The organism is Hydrogenophilus hirschii (assembly GCF_054656675.1).
The window spans coordinates 365192-377500 of sequence record NZ_BAAHXQ010000003.1; the positions used below are offsets into that span (position 1 = coordinate 365192).

Sequence of the window (12309 nt, forward strand, 5' to 3'; positions counted from 1 at the left end):
GCGGGTTGTGTCCTGGGTTTTTTGTCAGAAAAGGAGGTTACACGATGAGCTTGATCAATACCCAAGTGCCCGCATTCAAAGCCCAAGCGTATGTCAATGGTCAATTCAAAGAGATCACCGACGCCGATCTCAAGGGCCACTGGTCGGTCTTCGTTTTCTACCCGGCCGACTTCACCTTCGTCTGCCCGACCGAGCTCGAAGACTTGGCGGATCTTTACGACGAGTTCAAGAAGGTCAATTGCGAAATCTACGCAGTCTCGACCGATACCCATTTCACCCACAAGGCGTGGGCCGAAACCTCGCCTGCGATCAAGAAGGTGAAGTACCCGATGCTGGGCGATCCGGCGCAAAAACTCGCCCGCGCGTTCGACGTGCTCATCGAGGACGAAGGCCTGGCGTTGCGTGGGACCTTCATCATCGACCCGAACGGCGTGATCAAGGGCATGGAGGTCAATGACAACAGCATCGGCCGGAATGCGGCAGAACTCTTGCGCAAAGTGAAAGCGGCGAAGTACGTGGCCGAACACCCGGGTGAAGTCTGCCCGGCGAAGTGGAACGAAGGCGCCGAGACGCTGAAGCCCTCGATCGATCTCGTCGGTAAGATCTAAGCACACCCGGGTCGATCTTTTTTGACCGATTCGGCGCGGCAGCCGGCGCGCTGCCGTGCCACTACCAACCCAATCCCAACAGAGCGACAAGACGCCAAAGCGCGTGGCAAGGGGCCCCGAGGGGGGGAAACCAGGGGGCTTTTTGCCTCGCGGTTTGGTCCGGTTACGAAGGAGAATCACGATGGCACTTTTAGATGAACAAACCCAAGCGGCACTTCGGCAATATTTGGAACGGTTGGTCGAACCGATCGAGCTCGTGACCGCGCTCGACGCCAGCGACGCGGCGAAGCAATTGGGCGAGTTGATCGAAGCGATTCGCGCAGCCAGTCCCAAGGTGACGGTGCGCGAAGCGATGGGAGACGAAGTCGCGGGCGGGCGGCGCCCTGCGTTTGCAGTGACCCGTCCCGGCGAGGCACCGCGGGTCCATTTTGCCGGGTTGCCGTTGGGGCACGAGTTCGCGTCGCTCATTCTGGCGCTGCTGCAGGTGAGCGGCTACCCCCCCAAGGTGGATCAGGCGGTGATCGACCAGGTCAAAAGCCTTACTGCGCCGTTGGCGTTCGAGGTCTATGTCTCGCTTTCCTGCCACAACTGTCCCGATGTCGTACAGGCGGTGAACACGATCGCAGCGCTCAACCCCAACGTCACCGCGGTGATGATCGACGGTGCGCGTTTTCCGCAGGAGGTCGAGTCCCGGCAGATCATGGCGGTGCCCACCGTCTATCTCAACGGGGCGCTCTTTGGCCAGGGGCGGATGGAATTGCCGGAGATCCTGGCCAAGGTCGACACCAAAAACGACGAACGGGTGCGTGCGCAATTGGCGCAAAAGCCGCTTTTCGACGTGTTGATCGTCGGTGGCGGGCCAGCCGGGGCGGCAGCGGCGATCTATGCCGCGCGCAAAGGGATCACGACAGGGATCGTCGCGGAGCGCTTTGGTGGTCAGGTGATGGACACGCTGGCGATCGAGAACTTCATCTCGGTCAAGGAGACCGTAGGGCCGAAATTGGTCGCTGGGCTCGAAGAACACGTCAAGGCGTATGAGGTCGATGTGATGAACCATCAGCGCGCCGTGGGGTTGCGTCCCGGCGCGGCGGGGCAGCCGGCGGTGGTCCAGCTCGCCAACGGCGCCGAGCTCAAGGCGAAAACGGTGATCCTGGCGACGGGGGCGCGCTGGCGGGAGCTCAACGTGCCGGGGGAACGGGAATACCGCGGTAAAGGGGTTGCGTACTGCCCCCACTGCGATGGGCCACTCTTCAAAGGTAAGCCGGTGATCGTCGTGGGCGGCGGCAATTCCGGCGTCGAGGCGGCGATCGACCTTGCGGGCATCGTCCAGCACGTGACGCTCCTCGAGTATGCCGATGCGCTCAAGGCCGACGCGGTTTTGCAGAAAAAACTCTTTTCGCTGCCGAACGTCACCGTGATCACCCAAGCGGAAACGCTCGAGATCTTGGGAGACGGGCAGAAGATGACCGGGTTGCGCTATCGCGACCGCGCTTCGGGGGAAGAGCGGCAGATCGACGCGGCAGCGGTCTTCGTCCAAATCGGACTCGTGCCCAACACCGATTGGCTCGACGGGGTAGTGGCGCGCAACCGTTTCGGCGAGATCGAGATCGATCCGCGGTGTGCGACCAGTGTTCCGGGAATTTTTGCCGCGGGCGATTGCACCACGGTACCCTACAAACAGATTATCATTGCGATGGGCGAAGGAGCAAAAGCGGCGCTTTCGGCGTTCGACTTTCTGATCCGCCAAAGCGCCGCGTAGGGTCGTGTCATCCTAGACAATGGAGGGGGAGCCATGCCCAAGCGCGCGGAAGCGACGATCCGGGAGTGGTTGCAAGAGATCGACGTCGAAATCGGCGGGGTGCGTCCCTGGGACATCACCGTCCATCACCCCGATTTTTTCGACCGGGTACTCGCAAAAGGAAGTCTGGGGTTGGGCGAGTCCTACATCGACGGGTGGTGGGACTGTGACGCGCTCGACGAACTGATCGCCCGCGCGCTTACCGCGAAGCTCGACGAACGGTTGCGCGACTGGCGGCGTGCGCTCTTGGCGATGCAGTCGGTGCTCATCAACCTGCAGTCGCGCAGCCGGGCGTGGGAAGTGGGGCGTGCCCACTACGACCTGGGAAGCGACTTCTTTGCCGCGATGCTTGGCCCCACCATGGCCTATTCGTGCGGTTACTGGGCAAACGCGACGACACTCGACGAAGCGCAGGAAGCGAAACTCGACCTCATCTGCCGCAAATTGGGGCTGAAGCCCGGTATGCGACTCCTTGACGTCGGGTGCGGATGGGGGAGCCTTATGCGCTTTGCGGCGGAGCGCTACGGGGTGACGTGCGTCGGAATCACCATTTCGCAGGATCAAGCGCGCTTTGGGCAAGAGCAGTGCCGCGATCTGCCGGTGACCTTCGTTCTTGCCGATTATCGCGAGTTCGACCCGGCCGCCTATGGTGGACCGTTCGATCGCGTCGCGTCGGTCGGGATGTTCGAACACGTTGGGGTGCGCAACTATCCTGCCTTTTTCCGCGCGGTCCGGCGGGCACTCAAAGCCGACGGGCTTTTCCTCCTGCACACGATCGGCAAACGCAAACCGGGGCGGGGTGTCGATCCATGGATCGAGAAATATATCTTTCCAAACGGCGAACTGCCTGCGCTTTCGGACATCGCTCGCGCAGCAGAGCCGCTTTTCGTCATCGAGGATGTCCACAATTTCGGTGCCGACTACGACAAAACGCTGATGGCGTGGTATGAGCGGTTCGAAGCCGCGTGGCCACGCTTCGCGGCGCGGTACGGCAAACGCTTTTACCGCATGTGGCGCTACTATCTCCTGGTGTGCGCCGGAACGTTCCGCGCCCGGGACAGTCAGCTTTGGCAAATCGTGTTGGCGCCGGAAGGGGTCTCTGGGGGGTATTGCCGCGTCGCCTGATCGCCGCTTCCTGCCCGGTACGTAAACGTGTGCCACCGCAAAGACCACGACCGGCGTGCGCCCTTCGGGTACAATCGCGCAAGCGTGGTTCGAGATGGGGCGGCATGGCACTCTTGAGGTGGCACGATCTGGCGGGGCGCAGAGGGGAGCGGTTGCTGTTCCATCGCCTTTCCGCGACGTTCGAGCCCGGCGAAGTGGTGCGCATCACGGGCGAAAACGGCGTCGGGAAGAGCACCCTGTTGCGCATGGTGGCGGGGCTACTGCCCGTTGCGCGCGGGACGATCTATTTTCGCGACCAACCGCTCAGTGTGGCACGCGACGCGTGGCTTGCCGAACAGTGCTATCTTGGCCACGCGTTGGCCGCGAACGAGCTTCTCTCGCCGCGGGAAAATGTGCGCTTTCTCTGTGCGTTGATGGGTGCGTACCCGTCGTCCCGCGCGGTCGACGAGGCGCTTGCGCAAGTTGGGTTGGCCGCGCAGCGTGATCTGCCGCTCAAAGTCCTGTCTGCAGGTCAGCGCCGTCGGGTGGGGCTTGCGCGTCTCTTTTTTGCACGTACGCGAACCGTTTGGCTTTTGGACGAACCGCTCACGGCGCTCGATCAGGCGTTCGTGACGACGCTCACCCGCTTGATCGAGGCGCATGCCCAAGCAGGCGGGCTGATTCTATTGACCACCCACCAGGAAGCGCCGTTTTGTGTGCCGGTGCGTACCCTTGATCTCGGCGCGTTTCGACCCGCGCGGAGGCGCGCCGCATGATCGCGCTCTTTCTGGCGGTATTGCGGCGTGAGGCGCTGCTGGCTTGGCGAAGCCGCGCCGACACGCTGGTTGCGCTCACCTTTTTCGTTATCGTCGCCACCTTGTTCCCTTTCGGCGTGGGTACCGATGAGCGGCTGTTGCGCACGATCGCGCCAGGAATCCTGTGGGTGACCGCGCTCCTTGCGGTGCTCCTGACGCTGCCACGTCTATTCGAACACGACTGGCGGGATGGAACTTTGGAGCAATTGTTGTTGTCTGCCGAACCAGCGCCGGTTTGGCTGGGTGCGAAACTGTTGGCCCATTGGGTGACTACGGCCGTGCCGCTTGCTGTTTTGGCGCCGCTTCTGGCGCTCCTTTACGACGTCGAACCAGTAGTTTATGGGTGGTTGCCCGTGACGCTGCTTTTGGGTACACCGATGCTGACCTTGATCGGCGCGGTGGGAGCGGCGCTGACGCTCGGGTTGCGCGCAAGCGGTCTGTTGCTGGCGCTTTTGGTCTTGCCACTCTTCGTGCCGGTGCTGATCTTCGGCGTCGATGCGGTGACGAGCGCGCGCGATGGCGCTCCGTTCGCGGCACAGTTGGCGCTTTTGGCCGGTGGGTCGTTGGCCGCTACCGCGCTCGCCCCGTGGGGGTGTGCCGCGGCGCTGCGTTTGGCTGTGGAGTAGGAAGGAAGGGATGAGTCGAATCGACGCATGGCGGGCCGCTGCCGAAACGAAGATGCGCTCGCCGAAGAGTTGGTGGCGCTTTGCCGCACCCAAAGAGTTCTTCTGGCTCACGGGAAAACTGGTCCCTTGGTTCGGCTGGGCGGCGGTGCTGTTGGCTGTCGTGGGGCTCTACGCAGCTTTTTTCGTGGCACCGTCCGATTTTCGCCAAGGAGAGGTTTATCGCGTGATTTATATCCACGTACCGGCTGCGTGGATGAGTATGATCATCTATTTGGCGATGGCGTTCTGGGGGATCGTGGGGTTGACGCTCAACACCCGCGTCTCGTTCATCCTTGCGCACGCGCTCGCCCCAACGGGCGCGCTCTGGTGTTTCGTCGCGCTCTGGACCGGCGCCCTTTGGGGCAAACCGACGTGGGGAACTTACTGGGCGTGGGATGCTCGAATGACCTCGCAGTTGCTGCTGATGTTCCTTTATTTGGGATACATCGCGCTCGTGCGCAGCATCGAGGATCCTCGGCGTGCCGATCGGGCCGGAGCGATCCTGGCGATCGTCGGTTCGATCAACGTGCCGATCATCTATTTTTCGGTGCAGTGGTGGAATACGTTGCACCAAGGCGCTTCGGTCAGTCTCACCAAAGCGCCGTCGATGGCAACCGTGATGCTGGTGACGATGCTCATCATGACCTTTGCCGCGTGGAGCTATTCGATCGCGGTGGCGTTGGCACGGGCGCGCAGCATGGTGTTGTTGCGGGAGGCGCATACCGACTGGGCGCAGAAAGCAGCGGCAGCCATGGTCGCGAAACGCGAAGCAGAAAAGGAGTAGCAGGATGGAATGGGGCTCTTGGTCGGCGTTCTGGGCGATGGGTGGAAAAGCGCCGTTCGTGTGGGGGAGCTATTTCGTGACCTTTGCGCTGATTGCGTTCGAGGTGTTTCAGCTTCGCCGTTTGGCGCGGCACGCGGCCGCGCGCGTGGCCCATGCGGCAGAATGGGAAACGCTCGATGAGCCAGTGCAACCCACGGAGACGACGCGATGAGTCCGCGCAAGAAACGTTTGACCTTGATCCTGGTCGGGGTGGCGCTACTGGCAAGCGCGGTGGCGCTGGTGCTCTCGGCATTCCAAGAAAACCTCGTCTTTTTCGTCACACCGAGCGACATCGTGCAGGGTAAGGCGCAAGAGGGGCGCTACTTTCGTGTGGGGGGGTTGGTCGAGGCCGGTTCGATTCAACGCGGTCCGGACGGAGTCACGGTGACCTTTCGGATCACCGATACCGCACATGCGCTTCCTGTCGTCTACCGCGGCGCACTGCCTGACCTCTTCGGTGAGAACCAAGGCGCAGTAGCCGAAGGGGTGCTTCGCCCCGACGGCGTATTTGAGGCGAAGAAGGTGCTGGCGAAGCACGACGAAACCTACATGCCCCCGGAAGCGTCCCACGCTGTCGACCAGGCGCAGCGGGCGGCGCAAAGCCTGAAGGAGTGACGGGATGTTGGCGGAGTGGGGGCAGGTGCTTCTGGCGCTGGCGATTGCGGTTGCCGCGCTGCAGGCGTTTTTTGGTTTGGCTGGCGCGCAGCGCGGGCGGGTTGCGTGGATGGTCACGGCGCGGCGTGCGGCATTGGCGCAAGGTGCGGTGCTCGCCACCGCGTTTGCGGTGCTCATCGCGCTCTTTCTGCGCAGCGATTTTTCGGTAGCGTTGGTCGCCCAAAACTCTTCGACATTGACGCCCTGGTTTTACCAGGTGACCGCGGCATGGGGTAACCACGAAGGGTCGATGCTGATGTGGGCGGTGGCGCTCGCTGGCTGGAGTGCCGCAGTGGCGTGGCGGTCGCAAGCGCTCACTGAAGCGATGCGCGCGCGTGTCGTTGGGGTGTTGGGGCTGGTCAGTTTCGGGTTTCTGCTTTTTCTGACGCTTACCTCCAACCCCTTCTCGCGCTTGGTGCCAGCGCCAGAACAAGGGCGAGACCTCAATCCGCTGCTGCAAGACCCGGGCATGATCATCCACCCGCCGCTGCTGTACATGGGCTACGTCGGTACTGCGGTCACCTTCGCGTTTGCGATCGCCGCGCTGCTTTCCGGGCGTATGGACGCGGCGTGGTCGCGCTGGGCACGGCCATGGGCGCTCACCGCGTGGCTCTTTCTCACTTTGGGCATCATGGTTGGCTCGTGGTGGGCCTATTACGAACTCGGATGGGGGGGCTGGTGGTTCTGGGACCCCGTGGAAAACGCCTCGTTCATTCCGTGGCTGGTGATGACCGCGTTCATCCATTCGATCATCGTCACCGAAAAGCGTGGCGCGTTTCGCGCTTGGACCGTCCTTTTGGCGATCGCCGCGTTTTCTCTGTCGCTGTTGGGGACGTTTCTGGTCCGTTCCGGCGTGATTACTTCGGTCCATGCGTTTGCCTCCGACCCGTCGCGCGGCCTTTTCATTCTGGGGTTGCTGGCGGTAACGGTCGGGGTGTCGCTCGCGCTCTTCGCTTGGCGTGCGCCAATGCTCGCAGGCGGTGGCGCGTTCGGTTGGTTTTCGCGGGAAGCGACGCTTCTGGTCAATAACGTCTTGATGAGTGCGGCGGCGCTTGCCGTCCTGTTGGGCACCGTCTATCCGCTGTTGATGGATGCGTTGGGGCTTGGCAAGCTCTCAGTGGGCGAACCCTACTTCGTTGCGGTCTTCGTCCCGCTGATGACACCAGCGGTGTTCTTCATGGCGATATCCCCGTTCTTGCGCTGGAAACAGGACGATTGGCGACGGCTGAGCAAGCGCCTGGTGCTCGATTTCGTGGTGACGGCATCGGCGGCGCTGGCGTTGCTGGCGGCGGCCGACCACGTGACCTTGCGCGCGTGGCTGGGGCTCTGGCTCACGCTCTGGGTCACTTGGGGCAGTGCCCGGTTACTCTGGGAGCGGCTGCAGAACCGCGCGGAAGGTCAGAGCATTTCTGAGCGGCTCTCCCGCATTCCCGGTTCGTGGTGGGGGATGTGGTTGGCTCATCTGGGGGTTGGCGTCTTCATCATGGGCGCGACGCTGTTGGGTGCGTTCGAAGCGCGGCTCGACGTCAAAATGGCGCCGGGGCAGGTCGCGGAGCTGGCCAGCTATCGGTTCCGCTTCCAAGGCGTCGAAGAAAAACCAGGGCCGAACTACACCGCGATGCGTGGGACGATCGTGGTCACGACAGCGGACGGAAAACCCGTCGCGGTGCTGCACCCCGAAAAACGCAACTACCATTTCTCCGCGATGCCGATGACCGAAGCGGCGATCGACACGACGTGGCGGCGCGACATCTACGTATCGCTGGGCGACCCGGTGAACGAAAGTGAGTGGGTGGTGATGCTCTTCTATAAACCGATGGTGCTCTTTCTCTGGCTTGGCCCGTTGCTGATGGCGGTGGGTGGGGCCGTTGCCGCGCTCGACCGCCGCTACCGGCGGCAACGGGCCCATCTGGCGGTGCCTGCTGGCGCAGTGGGGGTGCGGGTGTGACCGCCGTTGTCGATCGCGGTGGCGATTGGTTTGAGTGGGATCGTTCGCTCGTAGCGGGGTTGCGACTTCGAAGAGGAGCCTATTGATGCGCTGGAAATATGTGGTACCGCTGGTGGTGTTCCTGGGGCTCGTCGTGCTCTTTGCGGTTGGCTTTCGCCTGAACCCCCGTGAGATCCCATCTCCACTCATTGGCAAAACTGCGCCCCATTTCACCTTGCCGCGCTTTGCGGAACCCGCTGTCACCGTGACGCCTGCGGCATGGGCAGGAAAGCCCTATTTGCTCAACGTCTGGGCGACGTGGTGCGTTTCGTGCCGCCAAGAGCACGCAACGTTGATGCGCCTCAAACAAGAGGGGGTGCGCATCATCGGCTTCAACTATAAAGAGATTCGCGGCGATGCCGGACTCGACGCGCGCAAATTGTCTCCGGAAGCCGAAGCGCAATTGGCGTGGCAGCGTATTGGCGCGTGGCTGAAAACGGGCGGCGACCCCTACGCCGATCTGGTAGTTGATCTCACCGGCCGTGCTGCGATCGATTACGGCGTCTATGGCACGCCCGAAACCTTCTTCATCGACGCCAAAGGGGTGATCCGCTACAAGCACATCGGGCCGATCACACCAGAAGTTTGGCAGGATCAGTTGCGCGCCAAATGGTTGGCGCTCCAGGAGGGGTCATGAGGCGGTGCGTGCAGTCTCTGTTGGCAGTCCTGAGGCGGTACGCGGCGGGCCGCCTTCGCGTCGACGCGACGCTGGGTTGGCTGTTGATTGCAATTGCTTTCAGCGCGGTGGCGCCGAGTTGGGCTGCCGCGCCAGCCGCGGAGCAACGCGCGCAACCGTTACACGATCCTGAACTCGAACGGCGCGCACTGGCTTTGGGGCACCGGCTACGCTGTGTGGTCTGCCAAAACCAGTCGATTGCCGAATCGAACGCCGAATTGGCGCACGATTTGATGAACCAAGTACGCGCCATGCTGCAAGCAGGGAAAAGCGAACAGGAGATCGTCGATTTTCTCGTTGCGCGCTATGGTGAGTTCGTGCTCTTCGAACCCCCTTTCGATGCGCGCACGCTCTTGCTTTGGGTCGGCCCTTTCGCATTGGCGGCGCTGGGGCTCTTCGGGTTATGGTCTGGCTTACGGCGGCGCCAGCAGCAAAGTGGCGTGGGAGCCACCCTCGACGAGGCGGCCAAGGCGCAGGCCGACGCGTTGCTGGTTGGTGATTCCCCCAGTAAAACGGAAACGCGCGTAGCAAAGGAATCCTCGTGACCGCATGGATACTCTTGAGTGTCGCAACCGCGCTTGGCGTGTTGCTCTTCGTGCTGTGGCCGCTCATGCGCGGTGTGCGAACCCGTACGCCGGTAAGCCACCGCGACGCCGTGATTGCTGCGCTCCAGGCGGAAAAAGCGCAGCTCGAAGCCGATCACCGCGCCGGGCGGATCGACGACGACGCGTTTCGTCTCGCGCTCGATGAGCTTCGCGCCCGGATCTTGGCCGAGACGGCTGCGGCGGAAACGACTGCGCAGGCAACGCCCGGCGACGAAGTTCCGGATAGCGGGCAGAAGCTCGTGCATGATGCAGCGCAACCGGGATGGGCAGTCGGTGCGCTGGGAATGGCACTCTTTTCCGCAGCCGCGTTTTACCTTGTGGTGGGATCGCCCCAATGGGCCGATGATGCCCGGGTGGTTGCTGCCACGCAGGCCGCGCGCACTGTCAATCAGAACGGCGGCATCACGCCCGAGCGCATCCGCCAATTGGTGGCGCGGTTGGCTGAACGCTTGGCGCAGCAACCCGACGATGTACCGGGGTGGCGGATGCTGGCGCGCTCCTACATGGTGCTGGAAGATGCCGAGGCAGTGCAGGCGACGTGGCGCGCCATCGGCGACAAAATCCCGGCCGATCCAGACGTTTTGCTCGATTGGGGCGAACTGCTCGCAGCGGCGAATGGTGGCTTCAACGGCGATGCGGTCAAGCTGATCAAGCAGGCCGTCGAACTTGCGCCGCAATCACCCCGCGCGCTTGCGCTCGCAGGGGCAGCCGCGTCTGCGAACGACGACCCGGCAACCGCGATTCGTTACTGGGAGCAGCTCTTGCCACTCACCGAAGGAAACGAAGAGGCCCACCAAGCCGTTGCTGCGGCGATTGCCGAAGAGCGTCAGAAATTATCCGCAAAAGGGAATAAATAGCGCGCACGCAACGCCCCCGTTCGGTCAGCTCAACCCGCGGAATCAGAAGGCAAATTGCGGTTCTCTTCCCTTTGTGTCGGGGCAGTTTCCTCGCGTAACGACGCAAAGGGCTGCGCCAACGCGTGCGCAGCGGGCCGAAGCTGCTCGGGGAGCCATCGTGCGCCTGGGGTCTGCGCATGTTGGCGCCACGCATCGAGGTCGAGCGCAAACGCAGCCAGAACGTGCGCCGGTGACAACACCTGCGGTGCGATCGCAGCCAGCCATGCGCCCTTTTCGCTGCGCTCGATCCATCCACGCGCCGTCAGCGCATCCAGCAGCCGTTCGCACTCGTGCGGGGGCAACTGCGCAGCGTGCCACAGCTCCTCTTGATCGACTGTCTTGCCCACCTTCTGCGCAGCCCACAACGTTTCCAGGATCGTGAATGCAGCCAACGCCTCATACCCCGGAAAGTGCGGCATGCTTTTGATCTCCGCGTTGGTCTCTTCGAACGCCGCGGCGGCAACCGCACCGCTCAAAATCAGCAGCCAGAGCGAATAGAGCCAGAGCAAGAAGATCGGCAACGTGGCAAACGCGCCGTAGATCAACGTATAGGTGGGGATGGTGGCGACGAACCAACCAAACCCCTTCTGCAGCAACAGAAAGAGCACCGCCACGATCAGACCGGCGGTTGCCGCGATTCGACCCCGCACGGGGTGGTGCGGGACGGCATAATAAAGAAAACTGAAGAAGAGCCACAAGAGCGAGAGCGGCACGAAGACGGCGAGCACCTGGTCCGACCAAGACGCGTGGCCAGCGAATTCGGACGCCTCTTGCGCCAATGCACGTGCCGCGGCGATGCTGCCGCCGACAAGAAGTGGTCCCGCGGTCAAGACGAACCAGTAGAGCGTCAGCCGCCTGGCCCAACCCCGGGCGCGCCGCGCATTCCAGATGCGGTTGAAGACATCTTCGACGGTCGCGAGCAGCAACACCGACGTGAAAACCAGCATCGTGGAGCCCAACGCGGTGAGTTGCCCGGCATTGGTGGTAAACGCTTCGGCGTATTGGGTGATGATCGTCGCCGCCGCTTCCGGAAGCAGATTCGCAGTGAGAAATTCGCGCAGCGCCTCACCCAGCTTCGCGAACGCCGGCACCGTTCGGAAAAAGAGGATCGTCAAGGTGGCGACGGGCACCAGCGCCAACAGCGTGGTAAACGCGAGCCCTCCGGCAACCTCCCAGCAGTTGGTGGCCAAGAAGCGATCCGCGAAGCGGCGCGCGAACGCGCGGCAGAATAGCGAAACTGGGATCATAGGATGATCTTACCGCGAAAACCGCTCAAGTTTTTTTCCCGATCGCCGATAATAGTGGAATCGTTACCCCAGTAGGAGACAGAAAAAATGAATGGAGAGTCGTTGACCCGGCGCATCGCACTCAGCGCCGCGGTGGTCACGCTCATCTTCATCGTCGTGAGCGCCTTCGTCGTCTGGCAGGTGGAGTCGCGGCGGCTCGACGCGCGAATCGAGCGTACTTTATCGGCGCAAGCTGACGCACTGCTGTTGGGGTTGGAAGGAATCGAACTCGCTGCGGCGCGCTCCGCAGAAAACGAAATAAAGGTCTTCAAAAGCCTCTTCCCGTTCGGTACCACGCCGGAACTCAACGAAGCGCAGCAGGTGGCGATGGGGCCGGAACAGGTGAAGGGCCCCCAGCTCGCGATCGGCGGGATCCCGATGAACGAGCGCTT

The 12309-nt window shown here is 62.5% G+C and carries 14 protein-coding genes (1 of these 14 running past the window's edge); 13 read left to right on the forward strand and 1 reads right to left on the reverse strand.

Annotated features, from left to right (window positions below; genetic code table 11):
• Positions 1 to 44: 44 nt before the first annotated feature.
• From ahpC to ccmI, 12 genes are all read left to right on the forward strand, one after another.
• Positions 45 to 608, forward strand: coding sequence for an alkyl hydroperoxide reductase subunit C (gene ahpC, locus ACYQ4Z_RS10600; protein ID WP_119334293.1), 564 nt, complete (start codon positions 45 to 47; stop codon positions 606 to 608).
• Positions 609 to 789: 181 nt separating this feature from the next.
• Complete coding sequence (gene ahpF / locus ACYQ4Z_RS10605) at positions 790 to 2367, forward strand: alkyl hydroperoxide reductase subunit F (RefSeq protein WP_459860997.1); 1578 nt, start codon at positions 790 to 792, stop codon at positions 2365 to 2367.
• A gap of 33 nt (positions 2368 to 2400) precedes the next feature.
• Positions 2401 to 3531, forward strand: a complete 1131-nt coding sequence (gene cfa, locus ACYQ4Z_RS10610) for a cyclopropane fatty acyl phospholipid synthase (protein ID WP_219973028.1) — start codon at positions 2401 to 2403, stop codon at positions 3529 to 3531.
• A gap of 104 nt (positions 3532 to 3635) precedes the next feature.
• Positions 3636 to 4286 carry a cytochrome c biogenesis heme-transporting ATPase CcmA gene (gene ccmA / locus ACYQ4Z_RS10615; RefSeq protein ID WP_219973029.1) on the forward strand — a complete coding sequence of 217 codons (651 nt, stop codon included), beginning with the start codon at positions 3636 to 3638 and terminating at the stop codon, positions 4284 to 4286.
• Entirely contained in the window at positions 4283 to 4951 is a 669-nt protein-coding gene (gene ccmB / locus ACYQ4Z_RS10620) for a heme exporter protein CcmB (protein WP_219973030.1), read from the forward strand. Before ccmA ends, ccmB begins: the two co-directional genes overlap by 4 nt.
• Positions 4952 to 4961: 10 nt before the next feature.
• Positions 4962 to 5774 carry a heme ABC transporter permease CcmC gene (gene ccmC, locus ACYQ4Z_RS10625; RefSeq protein ID WP_231999994.1) on the forward strand — a complete coding sequence of 271 codons (813 nt, stop codon included), beginning with the start codon at positions 4962 to 4964 and terminating at the stop codon, positions 5772 to 5774.
• A gap of 4 nt (positions 5775 to 5778) precedes the next feature.
• The gene (gene ccmD, locus ACYQ4Z_RS10630) at positions 5779 to 5985 is read left to right on the forward strand and encodes a heme exporter protein CcmD (protein WP_119334298.1); all 207 of its coding nucleotides are present in this window, start codon (positions 5779 to 5781) and stop codon (positions 5983 to 5985) included.
• Positions 5982 to 6428, forward strand: coding sequence for a cytochrome c maturation protein CcmE (ccmE, locus tag ACYQ4Z_RS10635; protein WP_459861000.1), 447 nt, complete (start codon positions 5982 to 5984; stop codon positions 6426 to 6428). The genes ccmD and ccmE overlap by 4 nt, the downstream gene beginning before the upstream one ends.
• A gap of 4 nt (positions 6429 to 6432) precedes the next feature.
• On the forward strand, positions 6433 to 8415 hold the full coding sequence (locus ACYQ4Z_RS10640; RefSeq protein ID WP_219973032.1) for a heme lyase CcmF/NrfE family subunit: 1983 nt from the start codon (positions 6433 to 6435) through the stop codon (positions 8413 to 8415).
• Between the two features lie 85 nt (positions 8416 to 8500).
• Positions 8501 to 9091 carry a DsbE family thiol:disulfide interchange protein gene (locus ACYQ4Z_RS10645; protein ID WP_459861003.1) on the forward strand — a complete coding sequence of 197 codons (591 nt, stop codon included), beginning with the start codon at positions 8501 to 8503 and terminating at the stop codon, positions 9089 to 9091.
• Positions 9088 to 9675, forward strand: coding sequence for a cytochrome c-type biogenesis protein (locus ACYQ4Z_RS10650; RefSeq protein ID WP_459861005.1), 588 nt, complete (start codon positions 9088 to 9090; stop codon positions 9673 to 9675). The genes ACYQ4Z_RS10645 and ACYQ4Z_RS10650 overlap by 4 nt, the downstream gene beginning before the upstream one ends.
• Complete coding sequence (ccmI, locus tag ACYQ4Z_RS10655) at positions 9672 to 10592, forward strand: c-type cytochrome biogenesis protein CcmI (protein WP_285615432.1); 921 nt, start codon at positions 9672 to 9674, stop codon at positions 10590 to 10592. Before ACYQ4Z_RS10650 ends, ccmI begins: the two co-directional genes overlap by 4 nt.
• 29 nt (positions 10593 to 10621) lie before the next feature.
• On the opposite strand, the gene ACYQ4Z_RS10660 is transcribed toward ccmI, so the two are convergent.
• Positions 10622 to 11878 (reverse strand): YihY family inner membrane protein, encoded by a 1257-nt coding sequence (locus tag ACYQ4Z_RS10660; RefSeq protein WP_119334304.1) that lies wholly within the window; start codon positions 11876 to 11878, stop codon positions 10622 to 10624.
• 87 nt (positions 11879 to 11965) lie between these two features.
• Between ACYQ4Z_RS10660 and ACYQ4Z_RS10665 the strand changes: the two genes are divergently transcribed.
• A protein-coding gene (locus ACYQ4Z_RS10665) for a methyl-accepting chemotaxis protein (protein WP_459861008.1) crosses the window boundary here: on the forward strand, positions 11966 to 12309 show its 5' end (the start). Its footprint extends 1684 nt past the window's final position; 344 of the gene's 2028 nt are visible here — the first part of the coding sequence; its start codon is at positions 11966 to 11968; the stop codon falls past the right edge of the window.